We start from the raw sequence: 24016 nt of genomic DNA, 5'->3' as shown, positions 1-24016 counted from the left end.
ACAAAAAAAACCGAATTGCTTCGGCTTTTAGTGTACCACACTTTCCTTCTCGGGGATAAAGATTTCAAACAAGTTGCGGTGCTGCAAAATGGTGATGTCTTTATCGCGAACTTTCATAACGACAACTTCCGGCTTCGTTCTCATGCGGTCCAAATAGTTGTCCGGAACGCTTCCCGATTCCATAACGGTTACGCCTTCCACTTGCTTCTCTTCATTCTCTGCTAACGGTGTGCTGAGCACCTTTTCGTAAATATCCGAGAACACTTCGAAATCGTTGGTGTATACTGCGATACATTTCATTGTTAATCCCATCCTTATTTTTTGCTGTGGTAAAGTTTGCTACTGTATAGGTTTCCTACGACTACCGGATTTCATACGTTTTTTTCCTTCACGACACGATTCCGTCAGCGGACAGCTCTCGCATTGCGGGTTTTGCGCCTTACAATGATAGCGCCCGAAAAAGATCAGCCTGTGATGCGTCTCCGTCCATTCCTCACGCGGAACGAGTTTCATCAGCTTTTTTTCCACCTCGAGGACGGAATCCTTCAGGTTCGCCATTCCCAATCGCTTCGAAACACGTTCCACATGGGTATCCACTGCAATTGCAGGAACGCCGAATGCGTTCGATACTACCACGTTAGCCGTTTTCCGGCCCACGCCCGGCAGCTCTACCAGCTGCTCGTGAAGCTTTGGTACTTCACCGCCATACTTGTCCAACAACATAGCGCACAACGCCTGAATGTTCTTGGCTTTATTCCGGAACAACCCGATACGCCGAATATCCTGCTCCAGTTCTTCCAGTGGAACGGCTAGATAGTCTTCAGGCCGCTTATACTTTTGAAACAAAGAAGCCGTCACCTTGTTGACCGTCTCATCCGTACACTGGGCGGACAATAATACGGCGATCGTCAATTCGAAGGAATTGGAATGATTCAGCTCGCAATGGGCATCGGGAAACATGCCGGCTATCGTATCGAGAATGCTGCGAACCTGCTTCTTGTTCATTGGCACAAGCTACCTCTTTCTCGTAGTATAAACTTCAGTTTAACGAATCGCGGCATAGGAATCAATGACTTCATACGACAAAATACGAACTTTTCACGAAAATTCTCAATAAATTTTTCGACAAGCCCTAAGAAAGAAATACCGCCTACAGGACAGATATTGATGCTTCTCTCCTATAGACGGTTTCATGAAAGTAAAAGTTACTGCCTTTGTGCAGAAAAATAAGGAAAAATCCGATTATTTTTCTACTTCGTAAATTTTATCATCCAACACGTAAATGGTTACTTCATCGTTTTCTACGAAGCTCGACGGTGCAACGGTCGTAGCGCCTTGGTGCAGATAGGCTCTTGCGTAGAAGTTGTACGTCGTTTTATCGCCGGAGCCGCCCGGCTTCAGCTGGAGCAGGTTCAGAACCGGATCATAGGAGCTGACCGTCCGTTTGGAGGCTGCGGCTTTCGTAATGATCAATTGGTCCTTGGCGTCTTTGATGATTTCGACACGATCATTAGCTTTAATGCTGTTCAAATCCGCCGAAGTGGTGCCAAACTCCTTGATTACGAACTTGCTGCCTACCGTTAATATTTGTACTCCTTTGGCGTAATCCGAAACCGTAATCGTGCCGGCATTGGAATCCACGCCTGTCACTTTACCGCGAGTAGTATTCAAAATTTCCACGTTCTCCAGCTTTTTGCCGGTGTAAGAAACCTTGATATACTCATCCACCAAAATATCACCGAAGCTGTGCGTCGCTTTACCCGGATTCACAATCTTATCATTGCTGTCGATCGTGAATACAAGCATGCCGCCGCTCTCGTCTTTTACGCTTAGCTGTCTTTCGGTGGAGTTGGATATGAGCGTTTTGTATACGTCGGTTCTCTTCACGGCAATTTGCGTAATGAGATCCTGATCTTTATTCAAGTTGCCGACTACGGTATCGCCGATCTTAAGGTCGCTCAAAGTAGCGCCGGCCTTCGCCAAGGTTTCCACTCCGATGTTAGCCATCATACTGAATGTTACGTTTTGTCCGCCGGACGCACGGATGGTAATTTGATTCGTGCTCGAGTTGATTTGCGTTACGGTTCCTTCCGCATTCATCGCATATTTAATGCTGATGACCTTATCTTTGGAAACCTTCAAATCCACCTTCGTGCCCTTGGTCTTGGTAAATTTATCCGTAAAATCGTCCAGATTCATCGGAGCATCCCAATAGCTGATACCTGTAGTATCTGTCATCCGATAAGCAAACGGATTTCCGTTCTCGTCGGTAACCGTAAGCAATTTCGATTCAGGCTCGTAAGTGACGATTTTGGCAAACGACATTTGTTTGACCGATCGGCTCGTTACGCCAACCTTAACAACCTTGTCGTTCACCAGATCCAGCTTCAATTGGTCTCCGGCTTCCAGATCGAATAATCCGGCATTGCCCAAGCCCTCGATGGAAACTACGGCATTTTCCGCAATATAATAAGCACCCAATGTGTTGTCGGCCTTGTTAATCGTCAATATTTTCTTATCTTCGCTGACGCTTTGTAACGTTCCTTCGATACTCGCTCCGATGTCGGCCTGCTTGGATACCTTGATACCTGTAACCTGGTTGCCTTTAATATCATAGGAAACGATATCTCCCGAACGAACCTTCGACAAGTCGCCTGCCGCACCGCCTGGCAAAGTTACCGACAGCTTGATGCTGATCGGGAATGTCTCGTTCTGTCCGGACGCCTTCTCCATGAACGTAATCTTATTCGCGTCGCGATCAATGTTTACAACGCTGCCTTCGGCCGTCTTGGTAACCGGAACTTGCTTCACAATGATTTTTGAATATTTGGAATTCGGAATAAGCAGGTTGCGTTTCAGCTCAACAATGCTTCCGAGCGGAATGGAGCCCAGACTCAAGCCGCGGCCGTCTTTATCCGTCACCGTTACGTTAGGAGCCAACTCCTTCAGATCCTCCGTACCGCCTTGAGTTACGGATACCATCATCTTAGGCACATAAATTTGATCCAGCGTTCCTTCGAACGTTTCCATTTGCTCTTCGTCATTGGTCAATTCGATGTATGAGGCCGTTCCATTCGATTGAATGACATAGATTTCATTGGTTTCCTTCAGCTGAGTCGAAGGAATTCTGCTGTCATCCTTGGCATTATAAAATACGGTATCCGTTGAAACGGTAAACTCCTTGGTATTTCCTTTTTTATCCAGAACCGAAATTTTACGGTCCTTCATTTCCATCATATAACCGATGAATACGCGATCCGAACGGGTCGTCAATTCCTTGTCCGCTCTGCTCAGGAACGTCGCCATTTGCGCACGGGTGACATTTCCCTTCGGCTGGAACATATTGTCGTCCATCCCGTTGACGATGTTCAAACTAACGGCAGCATTGATATAGCCTACCGCCCAGGAGGAGATGTCCTTGGAATCGGCAAACGTCGACGGATCGGCATTTTTTTGATCGGCCAAGTTTTCTTTATCGATGGAACGAATAACGAGCTTTGCGACCCATTCTCTTGTTGCAGACTTGGATCCCCAAGCGGTCTTGGAGTTTGCCGCAGTTCCGTCGGATTCTTCCTTGACGCTCAATAAGCCTTTTTCAAACGCCAATGCTATGTATGGTTTGGCATAACTGTCCACCGTAACCGGCAGATTCGTTTCCGTCTTGTTCTTCAAGGCTTCGCTTTCCAGCCCCATCATCCGCACGGCCATAATGACGACATCCTGCTGGGATACTTGGGTATCCGGGCTGAACTTGCCTTTGTCTACGCCCTGAATAATACCCAATGCGGCCAATTTGGTAACATGCTTGATCGCCCAATGGTCGCTAGCGACGTCGGTAAATGCAGAGCTTGTATTCACCGCAGTTGTTGAACTATTCTTAACCGTTTCTGCAGCGAACGCGGGACTGCTTACCAGCATGGATGCCGCAATGATCGCCGCGGCCATTTTCTTGGTGTGTGTATGCTTGTTGTTCATGTTATTGCCCCTTCCGGTATACTTTGGTAAAGAGAGCCTCAAAAAAGCGCGGTTATCCGCGCTTCATCGGATGAGGCAGGTCCATATGTCCCATTAAACTGTCTACGGCTTTTCCGTCTAGTAAAATATCCAGACTCTGAATCTCTGAAAACTGGAAAACCGTTTTTTTCATAGCTTCCAACAGCATCGCTTCTCCGCCGGAGCCTAATCTCGACTCGGGAGCCATCGATACGTCAACCGTTAAAGTTCCATTCTTTAATGCAACGGAATTGAAAGTAAACCCTTTTAACAGCGCCAGGTTCTTGCTATCCGGGCTGGCTGTCAAAGCTTTCAAGGCTGCCGCATATTTGTCGCTGTCTTCTTTGTAAGTGATAGATGCTTCCTGCTCGACAAGCTTCTCTGCATTTTCATCCCCATAATATACCTTGATCTTCAATTGCTTGCTTTCCGGTACGGCCGGTGTCGGCGCCGGCGTAGGCGTCGGTTGGGTTACGGGAGTCTGTGTCTGGCTCCCCGAACCTTGCGCAGGAGTTTTGGCCTGCCCGCAACCGGACAACAGCACGATCAACGTCAAACCGATTATGGCGCTGTTACGTATCCGTCTTTGCATCGCTACCCTCTCCTTAGTCGATATTCAACTGCTGTTTGATAGCAGCAACGATGGACGCGGCAACTCGATCCTGGAATTCTTCCGAATACATGGCTGCTTCATCGGATTTGTTCGTTAAAAAGCCGAGCTCCAGCAGCAAGGAAGGCATCGCGGTATTCTTAATGACATAGAAATTGTTCTGCTTTACCTTGCGGTCATTGAATTGCGTAGCCTTCAACAGCTTCTCGTGCATCAGCTTGGCGAATTCGAGACTTTGTTCGGTATAATAATAGGTTTCTATTCCTTCCACCGATTCTTTGCCCGCCGAATTGCCATGCACGGAAACAAATAGATCCGCCTTTAAGTCGTTGGCAAACTCGGTACGCCCGTCCAGTTCAACGAATGTATCGTCGTCGCGCGTCATATAAGGCTGGATGCGCGGCTCTTTTTCCAGAAGCTTGTATACTTTGGTCCCCAAAGACAATACGAAATCTTTCTCCCGTCGTTTCGTAAGGGATATCGCGCCGGTATCTTTGCCGCCATGCCCAGGATCGATCACGACCTTATAACGGTCCTTTGCTGCGGAAAGCGTCCATGACAGCTGAGATGTGACGGTCGCTGTACTGGATCGGAAATCTACTTTTTTATTCAAATCTATTATTATTCTAACGATAGACGATTCTTTTGAAAATAGCAAATATCGAATTTGCGTGACACTATCGTGGTTCTCCTTGATATCGCCTTCGCCTTTCTCATTCAGCTTCAACGAAGGATCCAGCTGCCCGTTAGGGATATCGATGACAATGCGATCCGGATTGGATTCTATCTTTACGCTAGGTTTGGTTACCGCTCCGCCGGTCTTGATTACGAACTGGTCCTTCTCAAGCGAAATCGAGCGGACGGTCGTTTTCGTTTCTTTCCCATTGTCTCCAGACGTCTGCTGATCGTCTTTAGAGCCGGATTCCGGCTTGCCAGCCGGTTTGTCCTCAGGTTTGTCTACAGGCTTGCCGGAAGGCTTGTCCGCTTCGCTGGCACTCGTACCTGTACTTCCTTTGTCCTGCCCGGTTCCTTCCGTTTTGGATGGGTTCGGTGTCGGTGTAGGTGTAGGCGTCGGCTTCGCCGGCGATTTATCGTCGTTCTTGGAATCCTCAGGCTGTTTTGTGTCCGACGGCTTATCAGCCTCAGCCTGCTTGTCCCCGGAGCTGTTGTCTTTACCTGTAGAAGCTTCTCCCTCGCCATTGCCTGCGGAAGGCTGCTCCTCCTCGTTCTGGAACATAAACACGGATCGCGTCAAATCGTCCCATGTCACCTTCACGCCGAATTGCTCGCTTACGAACCGCAAAGGCAGCATCGTACTGCCTTCAACAATGGTCGGGGAGGTTTCCAGCTTAAAGCTCTTGTTATTCACTAAAGCTTCCGCTTTATCAATGAAGAGCTGGATGCTGACCCCGGATTTATCTACCGTAACCTTGCGGCTTTTTTCCTCCCATTTCACTTCCGATCCCAACGATTCCGCGATAATGCGTACAGGCACAACCGTATTGTTCTTAATAATTCGCGGCGGCACTTCCGCATTCAGCTGTTTTCCGTTCAAGAACAATTGAATCGGCTGAACCGCGGCAAGCGCCATCATTGGAAATAGCAACAGAGAGACAAGCAGCATAGAGATTAAAGCGGTAATAACTCTCATCATACACCTCAGCTTATGTAGTATTATGTTTATGGATATGATCGGAAATCGGATCAAAGGGTATTTTGGCGAAACTTACCAATCTATTAGACTCAAAAATAGCGAAAAAGTTGCGAAAATCGATAAATTTTTCATAGAATCGCTGCTGCCCTTGCCGTAAACCCGTCTTGCTGAGCCAGAACGGTTATTTAACGCAAAAAAGCTCAAAAATACAAGCAGCCATGCTTGCATCTTTGAGCTTTGCCCGAATTTGCCTAGGCAAACGGGAAATATTAAGCTGTTTGCAGACGGGATTGCTCCAGCAATTCCCGGAACTGATCCCCGGAGAGCACTTCTTCTTTAATCAATATATACAGCGATTGTTCAAATACAATCCGATGACGTTCCAATAGCTCGCGAGTACGCTCCGTAAGCTGATCCAGAATCATCGCGTTTTCCTTCATCAGCTCTTCCTTCGTTACCATTTGACGATCTATGATCCCAAGATTCGTCAAACCGGAATCCATCATCGTGCGCACCATATTCAACGACTGTTCGAAGTCATTACGGGAGCCTGTGCTGCGTCCGCCGTAGAACATTTCTTCGGCTACTGCTCCGCCCAAGGCGATAACGATTTGATCCTCGATCTGCTCTTTCGTATACAAATACTGATCCTGCTGCGGATTATGACGCACATAGCCGAGCGCCTTGCCGCGCGGGCTAAGCGCAACCTGAGACACGGAGCCGGGACGTACCGCCTCAGCTGCAATCGCGTGGCCCAGCTCGTGCAATGCGACGCGGTCGCGTTCTTCTTTCGTCGATTCACGGTCCGTTCTTTCGCCGATCATGACTTTGTCCACAGCTTGGGACAAATGACGCTGCTCGATCAGCTCGCTATCTTCACGCATAGCATAAATCGCCGCTTCGTTCATCACGCTCTCCAGCTGCGCGCCGGAGAAGTGGAACGTTTCCTCTGCAATGCTCTCCAGATTGACATTCTCGGCAAGAGGCTTGTTTCTGCCGTGCAAATTCAGGATGTGCAGTCTGCCTTTCTTATCAGGCAAATCCACTTCGATATGACGGTCGAAACGTCCCGGACGAAGCAATGCGCTGTCCAGCATTTCCTTGCGGTTCGTCGCGGCCATAATCAGCACGCGGGGACTTTCCGTCGTGTGGATGCCGTCCATCTCGGTCAGCAGCTGGTTCAGCGTCTGATCGTATTCGCGGTGCTGTCCGCCATCGCGCTTACCGCCGATGACGTCGATCTCGTCTATAAAGACGATCGCGCTGTCTTTATTTTCTTTCACGGCACGGCTGCGCGCTTCCTTGAACAAATCGCGGATGCGGCTCGCACCGACACCGACGTACATTTCGACAAACTCACTGCCGGATGCGGCGATAAATACCGAATTCGTATAATGCGCCGCAGCTTTGGCCAGCAGCGTTTTCCCGGTGCCCGGAGGCCCTTCAAGCAAGATGCCCTTCAAAGGACGAATGCCCAGCTTGCGGATTTCTTCGTGCTTAATAAGAAAATCAAGCGCTTCTTTCAGCTCCGTCTTCGCCCGCTGCTGTCCGCCGATATCGTCGAACGTCATATAGGACGGTGCCTGCTGTCTTTTCGACTTGCCGCCCGAGCCTCCAAAGCCCGCGCTGGCGCTGCGCATTTGATTCATATAGAACAGCGAACCCAAAATAATGGCCATAAACACCAGCGGAATGGCGTTTACTCCTATGAAAAAGAGGAATATTATTAAGACCGGAATAAATCCGATGGCAATTTCTTTATAGATCTTACTCATTAGGCCACACCCCCATTTTCTCAGGCGTGCGAGGAAGCATCACATATTTGCTTTTGTCACCGTCCGTCAACGTAATGAAGACGAATTTATCATCCATTTCCGTCGCCACTTTCATATCCGATGCATTCTTGACACGGGATTGCAGGGTAGTCGGGATTTGAGCGTAATGTCTCGTTTCCATGGCCTGAGCCACATCGAACAAAGCCGAAGACCACCATTGCTCCATCTCCGGGGTCGTATCGTTCACGACTTTAAGCTTCAGCTCTTTTTTGCCAAGGAAAGCAGTGCTTTCGTTTTGAATTTTCGCATAGGTTTCGCGCAAGCTTGTTCCCGGTTGAAGCTTCAATTCCACTACAGCCTCATTATTCGTAATACGCGTATTGACCAAGTCCACTCCTGGCGTTTTCGCAACGATACTTTCCAACGGATTCTCCATAGCATAGCTTTGATATGCAAACCAGCCGCCAAACAAGACGGATGCCGAAATAACTACACTTACAAGTACAGGTAAGAGACGCAACTTCATAAGCCGACGTCCCCCTTTCTATTTAGTATATCGATTAATATATCACCGCAAGCATATTAAGAGTATATCACATCATAAATCAAAAGTACTGATGCAATGTGTGGCAATGAAGCCATTTCCCTAACAGAACAATAAAAAAACGAAGCTTATGCCGGAACCCACAAGCTCGCAGGAACCGACATTGGCTTCGCTATTCATTGAATGCTCAGACGATAAGTGTCCAACCATGCACCGTCTTTAAAACTATAATAATCGTAATAAAAGCGCTCGCTGCCTGTTTCATCGGCCGGCAGCTTGTAGAAAGCCTCCCAGACCAAATTTCCGTTGAGCACGCCGGGCATCGTCCGCAGTACGTCCGCCGTCGGCTGCTTTGTCTGCAGTACCGAGAGAACCTGCTCTTCCGTAACTCCATCGCTTTGCATTTGAGTGAAAATCTCGTCTTCCCCAACCCATACGATCAGCTTTTGCGCAATTTTATCTTCACCGCGGATGACGGTATACGCTTTGTCTCCTACGAACCGCTCTACTTTGTCCGCTTTCGTCAAAATCGTTTTTTCATAGGCGGTTTGTACCGCGCTCCGCTGGATTTTCCATTCGTCCTCCTGGACGGCGTTAATAAAGCGCAAGCCAAAAAACAAAAGAAGAGCAGCTGCAGCGACCGCTGCAACCGCTATTTTGATTTTCATGGTGAAACTAACCTCCTATGAGTAATCATCCGTTTACTCGCTAGTCAGCCGTTCGAAGCAGCGCTGAGCTTCAAATAGCACCTTTTCTTCATCCAAAGTGAGGCATTCGCCGTCTTTCACAATTCTTGCTCCGTCTACCCACACATCCGTAACGTCTTTCGCCGACGCGGAATAAACGACGTGGGAGATGAAATTCGTTTTCGGGAAGAAATGCGGCTGGTCTATATCAAGTGCGATGAAGTCGGCCTTCATTCCCGCTTCCAGAGCTCCTACATCATCAAGCCAGATTGACTTGGCTCCTTCCAATGTGCCCATGCGCAATGCCGCTTCGGCAGGAACGGCCACAGGATCTCCAGTAACGGCTTTATGAATCAAAGCAGCCAAGCGCACTTCTTCGAACATATCCAGGTTGTTGTTGCTCGCCGCGCCGTCCGTACCCAAGGATACTTTCACCCCGTTGTTCAGCAATTCCGGCACTCTTGCAATTCCGCTTGCAAGCTTCAAGTTGCTGCCCGGATTATGCGAGACTCTAACGTCATATTTCTTCAATACTTGAATTTCTTCATCCGTCAAATGCACCCCGTGGGCAATTAAGGTTGGTCTTGCGAATACACCGAGCTTCTCCAAATGAGCAACCGGTCTTGCGCCATAGGAATCTACATTATCTTGTACTTCTCTCGCCGTTTCGGACATATGCGTATGAATAGGAAGATCCAGATCATGAGCTGCTTGTACAATACGTTCGATATAATCCGGAGGGCATGTATAGGGAGCGTGAGGCGACATCATCGTCGTAATGCGACCTCCCGCTTTTCCGTGCCAATCCTTCGCGAATTGGATCGCTTCTTTCAGCTTCGCGTCCTGTACCTCCGGAGGGCATAGACCGATTACGCCGCGAGTCAGGCATGCGCGCATACCGCTTTGTTCCACGGCTTGCGCCACTTCATTCATATGGTCGTACATATCGACGAACGTGGTAGTACCGCCTTTGATCATTTCCAGGATCGACAGCTGGGTTCCCCATTGCACATCGTGTGCGGTGAATTTGCCTTCCATCGGCCACATCTTCTCTTGCAGCCACACCTGCAGGGCAAGATCGTCACCATATCCGCGAAGGAGTGACATCGCTGCATGGCAGTGCGTATTCACCAGACCGGGCATGTACAATTTGTTGTTCCCGTTGATTTGCTCATCATAATGATCCAAAGGAAGCGGCGCTTCTTTACCTATATATGTAATTACATTTCCTTCAATCACCATACACCCGTGGACTACCGGATTATCGTGATTCCATGTTATGAAAATCCCATTTGTAATAATCGTTTTTTTCATCATCACCTAGTCCTTCCCATGTTCAATAGCATCAATCTCCACTGTACAACTTCAATCCGTCAAAATCAAGTAAGGAATGCTGGCCCAGTCCCAATTGGGGAGCATAATTTGAACATTGATGAACATCTCCCGAAATGGACAAACTATGATTGCATTCCATCAGTATCATGTGTTATTTTTATTTTTGTGTTAATTTTAACGCTATTTTTCTACATAATCTGCGTTAATCAGCGTTTTTATATTGAGATATTATTAAGGAGGCCGTTTCATGCTTTTTGCCAAAAAGAACGACACCGACTTTTTGCTCCTGTTAATCAAAGCGTCGGAGAACACGCTGCACGCGGCACAAACGTTCCGCAACGCCGTTATGGGGGATCAGCCGCCGGCTGCATTTTACCCTCAGCTGAAGGATTTGGAAAATAAAGGCGACCAAATCACGCACCAAATCTTTAAAGGCCTTAACAAAGTGTTCATAACTCCTTTGGATCGGGAAGACATTATGGAGCTGGCCTCCAAAGTAGATGATGTGATCGACGGTATCGAGGCGACTATCGCACGTTTCGATTACCTGAATATCAGCACAAGCGATAATTACATGAGAGAATTTTCCGCCGTATTGGTCGATAGCTGTCAGCACATTCTGGACGCATTCAAATTGTTGTCCAAAAAGAAATATATGCAAATTACCGAACACACCGTTCAGATCAACAGCCTGGAGAACGAGGCGGACCGTCTCATGCGCGAAGGCATTCGAGAAATTTTCTTGAATCCGAAGGATCCGTATCATGATTTTAAACTGAAGGAATTGTATGAGCGACTCGAACAAACTACGGATGCCTGTGAAGACGTAGCGAATATTTTGGAGAGCGTCGTCCTGCGATATTCGTAAGGTCTTTCATAATCGGTAGGAGGTAAACATGCTAACCTTTTTAATAATCATCGTTGCTCTGGCGCTTCTGTTTGACTTTATTAACGGATTTCATGACACGGCGAATGCTATAGCAACTTCTATTTCAACCCGGGCGCTCTCTCCCAAGTTCGCGGTCTTTTATGCAGCGATATTGAACTTTATTGGAGCGATCTTCTCGTCGGAGGTGGCCAAGACGGTCGGAGGAAAGGTTGCGAACCCTGCGACGGTCGAGAACGGCGTACTTGTTGTTATTGCGGCATTGCTAACTGCTATTATATGGAATCTAGTCACATGGTATTTCGGCATTCCATCCTCCTCCTCGCATACGCTGATCGGCTCGCTGGCCGGCGCGGTTATTGCTGGCGCTGGGGTAGCCTCCGTCAACTGGAGCGGCTTCAAGGAAATCATCATCATTCTGATTTTATCGCCCATCGTTGCATTTGCTACGGGGATTATTGTTATGTGGATTATTCGCCGAATTATTTTCATGAGCGGCAATCATTCCAGATCGAAGCTGAACCGGATGTTCCGTTTCTTTCAAATTTTCTCCGCAGGGCTGCTGTCTTTGTCACACGGCGGGAACGATGCTCAGAAAGCGATGGGAATCATTGTCTTCGGTATGGTTGCTTTAGGTCATCACGACTCACTGGATGTTCCGTTATGGGTCAAGCTGTCGGCTGCTACCGCAATGGGCTTGGGTACTTCGATCGGCGGATGGAAAATTATTAAAACGGTAAGTAAAAACCTGATCAAGATCGAGCCGATCAACGGATTTGCTTCCGACTTAAATTCTTCCATCATTATCCAAACATCGACGGCCATGGGGATGCCTCTTTCCACCACTCATGTTATCTCCTCTTCCATCATCGGTACGGGTGCTGTCATGAGGTTCCATGATGTGAAATGGGCTACGGTTACCAAAATGGTCATGACCTGGATTATTACGATCCCAATCAGTATGGCTCTGGCCTATATCATTTACAAAATCATCTTCCTACTGTCTGCATAAGTAAGGACGCACAAAAAAGCCTACATCGAATGTAGGCTTTTTTCATGTTCTCAATTTCCCATTAATCCAAGTAGTATGCCAAGCTTTGCAGCTCGGTGGTGAAATCGGCGTGATGGACACGAATTTCGTTCGGGACCTTGATGATAATAGGTGCAAAATTCAGTATCGCTTCAACGCCTGCTTCCACAAACTGGTTGGCTACGTTCTGCGCTTCGGCCGCCGGTACGGTTATAATGCCGATTCGGACATGCAGAGCTTCGATCGTTTCCTTCAGCTCGCCCATCGGCTTCACATGAAGATTATTGATGGACTCCCCGATTTTCGAGGCATGGGCGTCGAACACGGCCACAATTTTCATATTATCCTTCAAATAAGCGTTGTAATTGCATAAGGCGCGCCCAAGATTCCCCGCTCCGACCAATGCAACAGGAATGACTTTATCCAGCTTCAGAATTTGCCGTATTTTCTCTATCAGATAATCGACGTCGTAGCCGATTCCCTTTTTTCCGAACTCTCCGAAATAGGCTAGATCCTTGCGAATTTGCGCCGGATTCAAATCAAGCTTTTGACCCAGATCCTGTGAAGAAACGGTGCTGACATTTTTCTTGCTCAGTTCGTTCAAAAATCGAAGATAGACGGGCAGCCGCCGAACGACCGCCTCTGATATTTTTATTGTTTTCATGTACCGCTTTCCCCCATCCACTGCTTAATTCTCGGAACCAACTGATTGGTCGGCATGTGCTCGATCTTGGGGCCGGGCAGCGAGTACAAAAAGTACTTCCCGTACGTCGTATCAATGACCCTGGTATCATAAATGATGACGATACCTTTATCGTTTGCGGTGCGTACGAGCCTTCCGAATCCTTGCTTGAAACGAATGACCGCTTGCGGAACCGACAGCTTCATAAACGCGTTTTGGTTCAGCTTTTTTAACTTCTCCGTCTTGGCTTCCACCAGAGGATGATTCGGCGGCTGAAATGGCAGCCGGACAATAGCCAGACAGGTCAGCGCATCTCCGGGAATGTCGACCCCTTCCCAAAAGCTGCTTGTGCCAAGCAGCACGCTTGCCGGGCTGCTCTGGAACATCCGCGTCAATTTGCTGCGGTTGCTGCTGTCTACCCCCTGCCCCAGCACCTGAATGCCGAACGGGCTTAGAACCTCCTTCAGCGAAGTATGAACCAGCTTCAGCATCCGGTTGGAAGTAAACAGCACCAGCATCCGGCCCTTCGTCTCCAAGGCCACTTCCGCAAGCGACTGCGTCAAATGATCGAGAAATTGCTGCTCGCCGGAATTTCCTCTAATGCTCGGAAAGTCTCTCGGTATCACAACCAGCGCTTGCTGACGGTAATTGAATGGCGACGGCAATTGAACCGTTTTCAGTTTGGCGGGTTCATCCTTGCTCTCGAGCCCCAGCTGTTCGCAGGTATAATCGAACGATTTGCCCACGGATAATGTAGCCGAAGTCATGACCACGCTGTCCTTGACATCGAAAAAATGCTGCTGAAGCATCGGGCTTACGTCGATAGGCACGCAAACCAATTGAAGCGACTTGGCTTTATTGAATTGGCCGCCTTCGAGCCAGTACACATAATTATCATCCGGCATGGTCATGAAGAAATGAAGATTGTCCCTCTGACGCGACAGCTCCTTCACCGTACCGCTAAGGTCGGTCACCATGCCTTGCAGATCCAGCTCTTCCTGCACTTCTTTCAGTTCGCTGACCATTTTGTCCATCTTCTTCAGCACTTCATTCGTTACGAGGTGAATATTCTCCTCCAGAACAAGCAGCTTCTCCCATACGGCCGGCGTATCGTCTTTCTTGACCCTGAAAACTAGCTGGCCACCTTCGGTTTGCGAAGGGTCCGACCGGCTAGCCAACAGCTGATACAACGCTTCCGCCAGCTCATCCCACTGCTCCTTGACCTGAACCAGCTTCGGCGCAACCGCATCGATCGTATCGCACCACGCTTGAGCCCGCTCCGATTCGTTTCTTTGCAGGCGCGCTTTCAACGAAGGAAGCTGGCCGCTTCTCGCGTCTTTATAAAGCCACCATAGCGTGTTAATAAAGGTGCCATAGTACATCTCGATGCCTAAATGCTTGCTCGCCACCTCTTCGAAATGATGAGCTTCATCGATGACCAAATGTTTATAAGTCGGCAGCAGGCGGTTCTCCGCCTTCGTATCCGTAAACAACATAGAGTGGTTAGTAATGACCACGTCCGCTATGTTGGACTCATGGCGGGCGCGATGGTAGAAGCACTTTTTGAACCAGGGACAAGCCCTATTCAGACAGGAGTCGGAATCGCTCGCCACCGAATGCCAGAACTGCGCACCCCGGTTAGCGGCAAAATGCAGCTCTTCTTCATCTCCGCTTTTCGTTTCGCTCAGCCAAACCAGCATCTGGCCGGCCGTGATCCGGTCTTCCTTGCCGTTCTCGAAATCCTGCATATTCAATTTATGCTCGAATTTACGCAAGCACAAATAATGGCTTCTTCCTTTCAGCACGGACGCCTGGAATCCTACGGGAAACAAGCTGTGAAGCAGAGGAATATCCCGCTCGCGAATTTGCTCCTGCAGGTTGATCGTATGGGTGCTGACCAGTACCTTCTTATCCTGCTTCAGCCCGTAATACAACGATGGGATCAAATAGCCCAGCGATTTACCCGTACCGGTTCCCGCTTCAACCATCAAGTGTAGTCCTTGCTGAAATGCCGATTCCACTTCCTCAAGCATCCGCACTTGAGCTTCCCGGTCCTCATATGAGGCGAACCGCTGCTTCATCTGTTCCTTCAACTGCTCATAGAAGTCCGAAAAGCTATCGGGAAGCTTCGATACATCCGTATCCTCCCTAACCGGCTCTTCGTCTCCCCAATCGTCTACATTGATTGCGAACTGGCGGAAATAACGTCCTGTCTCCGTATCAACGGTGGTAAACATTTCCTTGTACGTTTTCATCTCTTGAACAAACCAGCCGAAATCGGACGTTACTCCATCGAACAGGATAGACAAGCGCTGAATGGTCAATAGCGGCAGACTTTGAAATTTCTGCAGACAGCGCAGCCAAATTTCAGCGGTTACTTCCGCATCGCTATCCGCCTGATGAGGCCTCTCGTGCTCGATCCCGAAGGCAAGACAAACCATGCTCAGCTGCAAGCTCGTTAATGAAGGGAACAATACCCGCAGCGCATCCATCGTGTCCAGCACCCGGCCGTCGAACGGAAAATAGCCGTTTTCATCAAGCGCTCTCTGCAGAAAGCTCAAATCAAAAGCGATATTGTGTCCGACCAGAACGCAATCCTGCAGAAGTGGAACCATTTCCGCTACTACCGCATCAAGCTCGGGAGCTTCGCGAACCATCTCGTCGTCAATGCCGGTTAGCGTTGTGATAGAAGAAGGTATACCTATCCCGGGATTTACCAGAGAAGTATACCTGTCCGTGATGATATCGTCTTGTATGATGACGAGGCCAACCTGTATAATGCGATCCGCAGGCTGGCTCCCGGTCGTTTCAAAATCCAATACCGCGAATTTCATTCCTTTTATGTCAATCCCTTCATTCCCACTCTCTTCTTAGCATACCAATACTGCAGGGAAAAGGGAATAGTAAACTTCATCCTATGGGAGCCGGTTCGGCTGCTGATGAAATTGAAGCTGGCCTTTTTTTTCTGCGCAAAGCCCCATTTCCATCAACGGCTGAACGCTCGTCGGATCCGTTTGGAAAGCAAGATTGAAATACTCGAAGGCTTTGTCCATGTTGCTGTGGTGAGCTTGAATGCAGCCCATAGCGTTGTACGAAATAGCTCTCATCTGGTTGTTCTCGGTTAATTGAGATAAAAAATGAAAATGACTGTAGCTCTCCGCGATGTCTCCTTTGCGCAAATAACTCATGGCCAAGTACATCCGAGCCAATGTAAAATCCGGCTGCTTATGCACCATCTCGGAAAACTCGCGGATCGCTTCGTCAAACATCAGGAGCTTATAATATCCTTGGCCTTTGGAAAAAGCGTCGGAGCGCTTGCCGACCATTTCGGGATCCGTATAATCATTGGTAAGTGGTGCTGGATGATGCTGCTGGTGAAAAGCGGCAAGCTTTTCTTCGAATAATAGCCATTCTTCAATAAACGTATCGCTCATCGCTTTCAATGCTTTCAGCTTCTCCTGAAGCTGCTTCTTTCTGACGCCTGTCGCCGTTGCATATTGGGAAGTCACTTCATCAAGCATTTCGTTCATGGAGGCAAATAAATGTTTGAACATGTAGGCATCCCACCTTAGCTGAGCATACCCTCATTTTTCGCCCCCACACGGCTTTTCATTCGTTACATGACGGTGGAATGAATTTCTTCCTTCAATACGCTGATAACTTTATTATTTTCACCCATTATGGCAACTTGCGGATGATGCTTCCGTGCTTCTTCATCGGTCAGCATAACGTACGATAAAATAATGACGGTATCGCCTACCTGCACCATGCGTGCCGCGGCTCCGTTCAAACAGATGACACCGGATCCTCTCGGACCGGGAATAATGTAGGTTTCTAAGCGGGCGCCGTTATTGTTATTGACGATCTGCACCTTTTCATTTGGAAGCATATCGATCAAATCAAGCAAATCTTCATCGATCGTAATACTGCCTACGTAGTTCAGGTTCGCTTCGGTTACGGTCGCGCGGTGTATTTTGGATTTGAGCATCGTTCTGAACATGAGTTGAACCTCCTGTAAGAAGTTTTCTGAATAGAAAACCGGCTTCGTATAAATTACAACTGAATGATGGTATTGTCAATTAACCTTGTTTTACCGAACTTAACCGCCAACGCGACGATGATGCTCGACACTGCCTTCAAATCGGTTACCGGCTCCAATGAAGGATACGTCAAAACATCGGCGTAATCGATTTGCGCAAGCGGAGACTGCTCAATATGCTGCTTGACGGCTGCCTGCAGTTCCTCCGCCGCTATTGTTCCATTAGACTCTTTAACGAGCCGCTCGGCGAGTCTCAATGCGGAAGACAGCACCAGTGCCTGCTTGCGTTCCTCCGGCTGCAAATACACATTGCGCGAGCTCATCGCCAAGCCGTCCTCTTCTCTTAAGGTAGGACAAGGAATGATATCGACCGGAATGTTCAGATCATCCACCATTTGCTGAATGACGGCGACCTGCTGAGCGTCCTTCATCCCGAAGAACGCAAAGTCGGGCTGCACCATATTGAACAGCTTCGTAACTACGGTAGCCACTCCGTCAAAATGCCCCGGACGCGATGCTCCGCACAAACGATCGGTTACTTCCGACACCGATACGATTGTCTTGGTCGGCCGCGGATACATGTCGTCTACCGACGGCAGAAATACGAAATCGACACCCGCTTCCTTAGCAAGAGCCAAATCTCTTTGCTCGTCGCGCGGATATCGCGAGAAGTCTTCATTGGGACCGAACTGCAGAGGATTAACGAATATGCTCAGGACTACGATGTCGCTCTTCTTGCGCGCCGCCTCCAGCAAGCTCGCATGCCCTTTATGGAGATATCCCATCGTAGGCACGAAGCCAACATTGACGGTCGGCCGCCCGGCTCTCGCCGCGCGAACCGCTTGGCGAATTTCATTTACGCTATGGAGCACTTTCATTTCTTTGGTCGTTTGCATCGTTTCTTCGCCCCCCCGATTTATTTCTTGCTTCCGTATAAAAATTCCGCAACTTCCTCTTCCATTTGGAAGGAATGGCTTGGCGCCGGAAACTCACGGTTTTTTACTTCCTCCACATACTTTATCAAGCCTTTTCGAACCGTGTCTCCAATGGAAGCATATTCTTTAACGAACCTTTTCGGCACAATGTTGGAGGCGTAGCCGAGCGCATCGTGAAATACCAGCACTTGTCCGTCACAATGCGGCCCTGCTCCGATACCGATCGTAGGGATCGAGAGCTCTTCGGAAATATGCGCGGCCAATTGCTCCGTCATGAGCTCCAGTACTACGGCAAAAGCTCCAGCCTGCTCCAACGCTTTTGCATCCTCAAGCAGCTTGCGTGCCGATTCGGAGTTTTTCCCCTGGATTTTGTATCCGCCGATCTGATGAATCGATTGAGGCGTCAAGCCGATATGCCCCATCACTGGAATACCGGCACGCGTACAGGCTGCGACAGCTTCGGCGATCTCCGCTCCGCCTTCCATTTTGACCGCATGGGCTACCCCTTCCTGCATAAGGCGAGCCGCATTGCGCAGCGTTTGATCGATGTTTCCATGGTAGGTCATGAACGGCAAATCCGCCACGACGAAAGTAGACTTGGCTCCTCTTACGACCGCCCGGGTATGATATACCATATCGTCCAAGGTTACCGGCACGGTGGAGTCGTAACCAAGCACGACATTTCCTAATGAATCGCCGACCAAAATGACATCCACGCCCGCTTCCTCAGCCAATACAGCGGAAGGATAGTCGTATGCCGTTATTACCGAAATAGGAACGCCATCCGTTTTCATTTTTTTTAATTTCGACGTAGTGACCGGTTTGCGTTTTTCCATCTAACAACACACCTCTCCATTGAATTTTAACTACAAAGGCCAAGGTTAGTTTTAGTATGAACTAAAAAACCTTTTAGCCCTCGAGAGCTAAAAGGTTCACATGCAAAAAAAATCATATGATCCTTCTGTCTCGGTCCGTTAGGCTCAGAGCAGAATCCGACATATTCCAGGTAAAGCTATAAAGTTGTCCAGATAAAGCCTTACAAGCAAGTACAAGTGTGATTCCTCGCGGATATCACCTTGATACTTACAGTATACCAGACTTTTCAAGTTTGGGAACCTTTTTTTCGACATTATGCATCCGGCGAAGCAAACTGAATATCTCCAGAATACCAGTTGGCCAAGCTCCCGTCCGGCAATCGCACGGTGATGGCGCCGGAGTCGTGCAGTCCGACCGCGAATCCTTCCGACATGCCTTTCGGCGTCTGCAGCCGGATCGAACGCTGAAGAGATACGCTGAGCGCTTCCCACAGCAGCTTAATCGGTCCGAAGCCCTGCTCGTGATACAGCGTGTACAATGACTCCAGCTCCTGCAGGAACTGGCATAAGATGTCCTCGCGATTCCATTCCCTGCCTGCGGCTATGGCCAGCGATGTCGCTTTGGCTCTCAGCTCGTCATCCGGATAATCTTCCTGCTTCAGATTGACGCCGATCCCGATACCCGCGACGACAAATTGCAAATTCTCGTCCTCCGCGCTCGATTCGAGCAAGATGCCGCTAATTTTTTTGCCTTCGATCAGCAGATCGTTAGGCCACTTTATGCCAATCGGCAAACCTGTTGTCTGGCGCAGCGAACGGCAAAGCGCTACCGCCACCAGCAATGTGAGCTGAGGAGTGAACTGCAGCGGAATTCGCGGCTTCAGCAGGATGCTCATCCATATGCCTTTGCCTTTGGGCGAATGCCATTTGCGCCCCAGCCGGCCTCTGCCGGACGTTTGCTGCTCCGCAATGACCAAGGTGCCTTCCTCGGCTCCCTTAGCGACAAGCTCGCGAGCAACGATCTGCGTCGAATCAACCTCGTCGAAATAGCGGATCGTTTTGCCGAAGCTCTTTGTTTGCAGGCGGGACAGCAAGCTTGGTATATCCAGTCGAGCCGGCTTTCCTACAAGACGGTACCCTTTACGCGAGACGGCTTCGAATTCATAGCCTTCCTGGCGCAGTCGCTCAATGTGCTTCCAGATCGCCGTCCGGCTGCAGTTCAAGGTCATGCTCAGCTCTTCGCCGGACAGAAACTCATCCGGACGCGCCTCGAACATTTGAAGCAGTTGTTCATGTATGGCCACGGTTATCACTTTCCTTATTATTTGCTGCATATTGTGCCGCTTCATCTAATAGCGCACTTTTGTCATTAGCAACTTGTCCGAGTGCGGCTTGCTTGACCAAGTGCTGCAAAGTCTGAGCCACCCACGGTCCCGCCGGCTGCCCAATAGCAGCTATAAGCTCACCGCCGTTCAGCTGCAGGGAAGCCACCTTGTCTACCGGCATTTCCTCCAGCCATTGCATTCCAGATCTCATGCAATATGCTGCGCTTTCGTCCGATCCCCCCAAAGCGAGAAGCACTTGAAGGTTCATGGACAAAATGTCATGCAACGCTTCCATCGCCGGTTTGCCATGGCGGATGGCGGCAAGCTTCCATACCATCGCCGCAACCTTCTCTATCGGTTCAGAAGGATGCTGAGACAAGCCTTCCCCAACATACACGGCTGCTCCAACGATATGCCGCACCTCGTCGATCTGCTGCTTCGAGAACGTCAAGCTTCGTAGTTCTTCCTCGGTTTGATCCGCTGAAGCGCCTAGTCGCAAATAGACATAAGCCCACCTTCTGAGCGGCCCCTTCAGCTTGCTTAAATCCGCTGGTTCCTTCAAGGATCCGAGAGATGCAAGAAGGAGCGGAATTTTGCTGTACCGCAAAATTCCACTCGCCGCCAAAAGGTCAATAGCTCGGTTGGGCGATGATCCCGACAGCATCCGCTCCAGCTCCATCCGTACCCGCTCCATTGCAATATGCTGGAGCAGCGGAGCCAGCCTGCACAATGCATCCCAAGTGGCCGCCTCTACTTCGAGAGCATATTCCGATGCGAACCGGATACAGCGAAGCATCCGCAGCGCATCCTCCTGAAGCCTCTCGTCGGGATTGCCGACACAGCGAAGAATGCCCTGCTTCATATCGGATTCACCGTGGAAAGGATCGATCAGCTTTCGCTCTCGATCCAGCGCCATGGCGTTCATCGTGAAATCTCTGCGGCGCAAATCCTCATACAGGCTGTCGATATATTCAACTTCCGCAGGACGCCTATAGTTTTCATAAGCGTCCTCTTTGCGGAATGTCGTTACTTCATAGGGCTGCCCCTGGATCACTACCGTTACGGTTCCATGCTGAATCCCGGTCGGAATCGTTCTGGCAAACATACGCTCAACCTGCTCCGGACGCGCCGAAGTCGCGATGTCGTAATCCTTCACCGGCCGATTCAATAATTGATCGCGGACGCAGCCGCCGACCAGGTACCCTTCAAATCCGTTCTTATGAAGCGTTTCAATCACTTCATAAGCTCCCTTTTCCAAAGCTTCCTTCATGCCGACCCCCGTTTTAACAGTTCAATGGTTTCAACTTGAGCTCGTCGGGCATGGGGATTCCCAGCACGCGATAGTAGATTTCCTCGTACTGCCTAGTAATGATGTCATTACAGAATGTATACCGCGCTCTATAAAGACAAGCTTCTCTCATCTTCTCGTACAAGCCCGGATCGGTCAGCAGCATTTTCGTATAATGCGCCATTTGATCCACATCGCCGATTTCGGCCAAGAATCCGGTCTCTTCGTGCGTAATCAGCTCCGGAATCCCTCCGGCATTCGAAGCGACCGACGGTACGCCGCAAGCCATCGCCTCCAGAGCTACTAGACCGAAGCTCTCCTTCTCGGATGGAAGCAGCATGACATCGGATAGCGAGAGCAATTGAGCGACATCATCCTGCTTGCCGCAGAAGGTAACCCGATCCAGCAGTCCCTTCTCCTTCACTTTGCACAATACTTTGGACAGCTCCGGCCCCTCGCCAACGAATAGAAGCCGGGACGGAACGTCCTTGCTGATCCGGTCGAATACCTCCACTACGTCCGTTACCCGTTTGACGGGGCGGAAATTGGAAATATGTATGAGAATCTTCTCGTCGGGATGCGCGAACTCCTTGCGTAATGCCGAAACCTCCCGCGGATAATAGACTCGTTTATCTACAAAGTTATACGCCAGATCAATTGGCTTATCAATGGACAGCAGATTGCGCGTTTCCTGAATCAAATCCTTGGATACCGCCGTAACGGCATCACTACGGTTGATTGCATAGCGGATCAGATCGCTCAACGATTCATCCTGGGCCAATACCGTAATATCGGTCCCGTGCAAAGTCGTAACCACCTTGATCCGGTCGTTGACCATTTGTTTGGCGAGCAGCGCGCATACGGCATGCGGAATCGCATAATGAACGTGCAATAGATCCAATTCCTCCAGCTGGACCACCTGCGCCAATTTACTTGCAAGCGACAAGTCGTACGGAGGATATTTGAATACGTAATAATCGTTGACTTCCACTTCATGATAATAAATGTTTTTATCGAATTTTCCTAAGCGGAAAGGCATGCTATGAGTAATAAAATGGACCTGATGACCTTTTTCGGCAAGCAGCTTGCCTAGTTCGGTAGCCACAACACCTGATCCTCCCAATGTAGGGTAACAGGTAATTCCTATTTTCAACCGATCTTTCACGCGGCTCCCTCCCTTGCTCATGGTTACTGTTTATTAGTATTTCCCACTGACTTCCATTGAATCAGAATAAATGGACTAAATATGGAAGCTTGCTGACGAAGCCTTCCGCATAAGGCACCATTCGTTTCTGCCCGAGCATCCGATCCTTCGCTTCTACGCGCTCCAAATATCCTTGGTTCAGAGGCGTGTTGACAAAATCGTTGCCGGACCCGACAGCTTCAAATTGCGTCCGGTAGGCTTGCAGCGCCTGCATCTTGCTGTCATGACTGTCTGTAATATCTACGATCAAATCGGACTCGGCAACATCGTTAATAAAATAAAAATAACACTGCTCCACCGTATGAGCTTCGGTTTCGGGCTCGTATCGGCGCAGCTTAGCGTTAAATACCGCTTCCTGCACCAGCTTGCTGCAAGCGATATGGTCCGGGTGACGGTCTTCCCAATACGGTGCAAATACGATTCTAGGTTTATGCTTGCGGATTTCCAGCGTAATGATCCGGATCAAATCCGGCCCCATCCACAGCCCACGGTCCGGCAAGCCCAGGTTGCTCCTCATTGCCAGACCCAGCAGCTCGGAAGCCAAAGCCGCCTCTTGCTGCCGAATCTCTACGGTACCGTTAGAGGACATCTCCGCCAACGTCAAGTCGCAGATCCCAACCTTGTAACCTGCCGAGGTATGCTTATAGATGGTGCCTCCCATACCAATTTCCGCGTCATCCGGATGAGCACCGAAAATAAGAATATCTAATGGTTCGGTCATTCCTCGATACCCGGCTTATATTTATGCACCAGCTCTCTCCACGCAAAATCTCCGCGGTCGAGCGCCTTTACCAAAATCTCCGCCGTGGCGATATTCGTTGCAACAGGAATCCCTTGAACGTCACAGAGACGAAGCAATGCAATGATATCCGGTTCATGAGGCTGCGCCATCAACGGATCGCGGAGAAAAATGATGAAGTCCATCTCATTGGTCGCAACCATCGCTCCGATCTGCTGATCGCCTCCGAGGGGGCCTGACATGAACCGGTGCACGTTCAGACTCGTATTCTCCATGATCCGCGTGCCGGTTGTTCCCGTCGCATACAGCTCATGGTGCTCGAACACCGTTTCATAGGCGATGACGAAATTAACCATCTCTTCTTTTTTTCTATCGTGTGCGATTAACGCTATCTTCATTGACATCCTGGTCGGCTCCTTTGGATAACTTACAAAACAAGGACTCGGCACATGCGTCATCCGCATGCTCCATGGTCC

At 49.3% G+C, this 24016-nt stretch carries 22 protein-coding genes; 2 read left to right on the top strand and 20 right to left on the bottom strand.

Annotation, left to right across the window (positions count from 1 at the left end):
- Nucleotides 1-27: 27 nt before the first annotated feature.
- The 9 genes from ACFQ88_RS00830 to ACFQ88_RS00790 form a co-directional block, all read right to left on the bottom strand.
- Entirely contained in the window at nt 28-300 is a 273-nt protein-coding gene (locus tag ACFQ88_RS00830) for an NAD/NADP transhydrogenase alpha subunit (RefSeq protein WP_239634442.1), read from the bottom strand.
- A 39-nt stretch (nt 301-339) separates the two neighbouring features.
- Nucleotides 340-1005 carry an endonuclease III gene (nth, locus tag ACFQ88_RS00825; protein ID WP_239634441.1) on the bottom strand — a complete coding sequence of 222 codons (666 nt, stop codon included), beginning with the start codon at nt 1003-1005 and terminating at the stop codon, nt 340-342.
- Nucleotides 1006-1242: 237 nt separating this feature from the next.
- Nucleotides 1243-3975, bottom strand: a complete 2733-nt coding sequence (locus ACFQ88_RS00820; RefSeq protein WP_379451318.1) for an S-layer homology domain-containing protein — start codon at nt 3973-3975, stop codon at nt 1243-1245.
- Nucleotides 3976-4027: 52 nt separating this feature from the next.
- On the bottom strand, nt 4028-4585 hold the full coding sequence (locus ACFQ88_RS00815; protein ID WP_379451317.1) for a GerMN domain-containing protein: 558 nt from the start codon (nt 4583-4585) through the stop codon (nt 4028-4030).
- Nucleotides 4586-4598: 13 nt separating this feature from the next.
- Nucleotides 4599-6254 (bottom strand): N-acetylmuramoyl-L-alanine amidase family protein, encoded by a 1656-nt coding sequence (locus tag ACFQ88_RS00810; RefSeq protein WP_379451316.1) that lies wholly within the window; start codon nt 6252-6254, stop codon nt 4599-4601.
- A gap of 272 nt (nt 6255-6526) precedes the next feature.
- A complete protein-coding gene (locus ACFQ88_RS00805; RefSeq protein ID WP_239634437.1) occupies nt 6527-8032 on the bottom strand; it encodes an AAA family ATPase in 1506 nt (501 codons plus the stop codon).
- Entirely contained in the window at nt 8025-8558 is a 534-nt protein-coding gene (locus ACFQ88_RS00800; RefSeq protein WP_379451315.1) for a hypothetical protein, read from the bottom strand. Before ACFQ88_RS00800 ends, ACFQ88_RS00805 begins: the two co-directional genes overlap by 8 nt.
- A gap of 194 nt (nt 8559-8752) precedes the next feature.
- Complete coding sequence (locus ACFQ88_RS00795) at nt 8753-9244, bottom strand: cell wall elongation regulator TseB-like domain-containing protein (protein WP_239634435.1); 492 nt, start codon at nt 9242-9244, stop codon at nt 8753-8755.
- Nucleotides 9245-9277: 33 nt separating this feature from the next.
- Nucleotides 9278-10576 carry an amidohydrolase gene (locus ACFQ88_RS00790; RefSeq protein WP_239635377.1) on the bottom strand — a complete coding sequence of 433 codons (1299 nt, stop codon included), beginning with the start codon at nt 10574-10576 and terminating at the stop codon, nt 9278-9280.
- 268 nt (nt 10577-10844) lie between these two features.
- Between ACFQ88_RS00790 and ACFQ88_RS00785 the strand changes: the two genes are divergently transcribed.
- Nucleotides 10845-11465: a DUF47 domain-containing protein gene (locus ACFQ88_RS00785; protein WP_239634434.1), complete on the top strand. Its 621-nt coding sequence runs from the start codon at nt 10845-10847 to the stop codon at nt 11463-11465.
- A gap of 28 nt (nt 11466-11493) precedes the next feature.
- Complete coding sequence (locus ACFQ88_RS00780) at nt 11494-12495, top strand: inorganic phosphate transporter (protein ID WP_239634433.1); 1002 nt, start codon at nt 11494-11496, stop codon at nt 12493-12495.
- A 61-nt stretch (nt 12496-12556) separates the two neighbouring features.
- Here the strand turns inward: ACFQ88_RS00780 and ACFQ88_RS00775 are convergent, their stop codons facing one another.
- From ACFQ88_RS00775 to ACFQ88_RS00725, 11 genes are all read right to left on the bottom strand, one after another.
- The gene (locus ACFQ88_RS00775; RefSeq protein WP_239634432.1) at nt 12557-13177 is read right to left on the bottom strand and encodes a redox-sensing transcriptional repressor Rex; all 621 of its coding nucleotides are present in this window, start codon (nt 13175-13177) and stop codon (nt 12557-12559) included.
- Nucleotides 13174-16029 carry an ATP-dependent DNA helicase DinG gene (gene dinG / locus ACFQ88_RS00770; protein ID WP_379451314.1) on the bottom strand — a complete coding sequence of 952 codons (2856 nt, stop codon included), beginning with the start codon at nt 16027-16029 and terminating at the stop codon, nt 13174-13176. The genes ACFQ88_RS00775 and dinG overlap by 4 nt, the downstream gene beginning before the upstream one ends.
- Before the next feature lie 81 nt (nt 16030-16110).
- Entirely contained in the window at nt 16111-16749 is a 639-nt protein-coding gene (locus ACFQ88_RS00765; protein ID WP_239634430.1) for a tetratricopeptide repeat protein, read from the bottom strand.
- A gap of 62 nt (nt 16750-16811) precedes the next feature.
- Nucleotides 16812-17195, bottom strand: coding sequence for an aspartate 1-decarboxylase (gene panD / locus ACFQ88_RS00760; RefSeq protein WP_239634429.1), 384 nt, complete (start codon nt 17193-17195; stop codon nt 16812-16814).
- Nucleotides 17196-17248: 53 nt separating this feature from the next.
- The gene (panC, locus tag ACFQ88_RS00755) at nt 17249-18112 is read right to left on the bottom strand and encodes a pantoate--beta-alanine ligase (RefSeq protein ID WP_379453517.1); all 864 of its coding nucleotides are present in this window, start codon (nt 18110-18112) and stop codon (nt 17249-17251) included.
- A 38-nt stretch (nt 18113-18150) separates the two neighbouring features.
- A complete protein-coding gene (gene panB / locus ACFQ88_RS00750) occupies nt 18151-19005 on the bottom strand; it encodes a 3-methyl-2-oxobutanoate hydroxymethyltransferase (RefSeq protein ID WP_379451313.1) in 855 nt (284 codons plus the stop codon).
- 293 nt (nt 19006-19298) lie between these two features.
- Nucleotides 19299-20282, bottom strand: a complete 984-nt coding sequence (locus ACFQ88_RS00745; RefSeq protein WP_379453514.1) for a biotin--[acetyl-CoA-carboxylase] ligase — start codon at nt 20280-20282, stop codon at nt 19299-19301.
- Nucleotides 20275-21579: a CCA tRNA nucleotidyltransferase gene (locus ACFQ88_RS00740; RefSeq protein ID WP_379451312.1), complete on the bottom strand. Its 1305-nt coding sequence runs from the start codon at nt 21577-21579 to the stop codon at nt 20275-20277. Before ACFQ88_RS00740 ends, ACFQ88_RS00745 begins: the two co-directional genes overlap by 8 nt.
- 13 nt (nt 21580-21592) lie before the next feature.
- Nucleotides 21593-22762: an N-acetyl-alpha-D-glucosaminyl L-malate synthase BshA gene (gene bshA / locus ACFQ88_RS00735; RefSeq protein ID WP_239634426.1), complete on the bottom strand. Its 1170-nt coding sequence runs from the start codon at nt 22760-22762 to the stop codon at nt 21593-21595.
- Nucleotides 22763-22823: 61 nt separating this feature from the next.
- Nucleotides 22824-23522 carry a bacillithiol biosynthesis deacetylase BshB1 gene (bshB1, locus tag ACFQ88_RS00730; RefSeq protein ID WP_239634425.1) on the bottom strand — a complete coding sequence of 233 codons (699 nt, stop codon included), beginning with the start codon at nt 23520-23522 and terminating at the stop codon, nt 22824-22826.
- Nucleotides 23519-23938, bottom strand: a complete 420-nt coding sequence (locus tag ACFQ88_RS00725; protein ID WP_239635374.1) for a methylglyoxal synthase — start codon at nt 23936-23938, stop codon at nt 23519-23521. Before ACFQ88_RS00725 ends, bshB1 begins: the two co-directional genes overlap by 4 nt.
- Nucleotides 23939-24016: the final 78 nt, after the last annotated feature.

Source organism: Paenibacillus sp. NPDC056579 (genome assembly GCF_042793215.1).
GTDB lineage: Bacteria > Bacillota > Bacilli > Paenibacillales > NBRC-103111 > Paenibacillus_S.
This window is presented reverse-complemented; position numbering and strand designations above follow the sequence as displayed.

Coding starts and splice junctions, on each gene's coding strand:
- panB (WP_379451313.1), bottom strand. CDS start 19,005: ATGGAAAAACGCAAACCGGTCACTACGTCGAAATTAAAAAAAATGAAA.
- panC (WP_379453517.1), bottom strand. CDS start 18,112: ATGAAAGTGCTCCATAGCGTAAATGAAATTCGCCAAGCGGTTCGCGCG.
- ACFQ88_RS00740 (WP_379451312.1), bottom strand. CDS start 21,579: ATGAAGGAAGCTTTGGAAAAGGGAGCTTATGAAGTGATTGAAACGCTT.
- ACFQ88_RS00795 (WP_239634435.1), bottom strand. CDS start 9,244: ATGAAAATCAAAATAGCGGTTGCAGCGGTCGCTGCAGCTGCTCTTCTT.
- ACFQ88_RS00800 (WP_379451315.1), bottom strand. CDS start 8,558: ATGAAGTTGCGTCTCTTACCTGTACTTGTAAGTGTAGTTATTTCGGCA.
- nth (WP_239634441.1), bottom strand. CDS start 1,005: ATGAACAAGAAGCAGGTTCGCAGCATTCTCGATACGATAGCCGGCATG.
- ACFQ88_RS00775 (WP_239634432.1), bottom strand. CDS start 13,177: ATGAAAACAATAAAAATATCAGAGGCGGTCGTTCGGCGGCTGCCCGTC.
- ACFQ88_RS00790 (WP_239635377.1), bottom strand. CDS start 10,576: ATGAAAAAAACGATTATTACAAATGGGATTTTCATAACATGGAATCAC.
- dinG (WP_379451314.1), bottom strand. CDS start 16,029: ATGAAATTCGCGGTATTGGATTTTGAAACGACCGGGAGCCAGCCTGCG.
- ACFQ88_RS00805 (WP_239634437.1), bottom strand. CDS start 8,032: ATGAGTAAGATCTATAAAGAAATTGCCATCGGATTTATTCCGGTCTTA.
- ACFQ88_RS00725 (WP_239635374.1), bottom strand. CDS start 23,938: ATGAAGATAGCGTTAATCGCACACGATAGAAAAAAAGAAGAGATGGTT.
- panD (WP_239634429.1), bottom strand. CDS start 17,195: ATGTTCAGAACGATGCTCAAATCCAAAATACACCGCGCGACCGTAACC.
- ACFQ88_RS00785 (WP_239634434.1), top strand. CDS start 10,845: ATGCTTTTTGCCAAAAAGAACGACACCGACTTTTTGCTCCTGTTAATC.
- ACFQ88_RS00820 (WP_379451318.1), bottom strand. CDS start 3,975: ATGAACAACAAGCATACACACACCAAGAAAATGGCCGCGGCGATCATT.
- bshB1 (WP_239634425.1), bottom strand. CDS start 23,522: ATGACCGAACCATTAGATATTCTTATTTTCGGTGCTCATCCGGATGAC.
- ACFQ88_RS00780 (WP_239634433.1), top strand. CDS start 11,494: ATGCTAACCTTTTTAATAATCATCGTTGCTCTGGCGCTTCTGTTTGAC.
- ACFQ88_RS00765 (WP_239634430.1), bottom strand. CDS start 16,749: ATGTTCAAACATTTATTTGCCTCCATGAACGAAATGCTTGATGAAGTG.
- ACFQ88_RS00815 (WP_379451317.1), bottom strand. CDS start 4,585: ATGCAAAGACGGATACGTAACAGCGCCATAATCGGTTTGACGTTGATC.
- ACFQ88_RS00830 (WP_239634442.1), bottom strand. CDS start 300: ATGAAATGTATCGCAGTATACACCAACGATTTCGAAGTGTTCTCGGAT.
- ACFQ88_RS00810 (WP_379451316.1), bottom strand. CDS start 6,254: ATGAGAGTTATTACCGCTTTAATCTCTATGCTGCTTGTCTCTCTGTTG.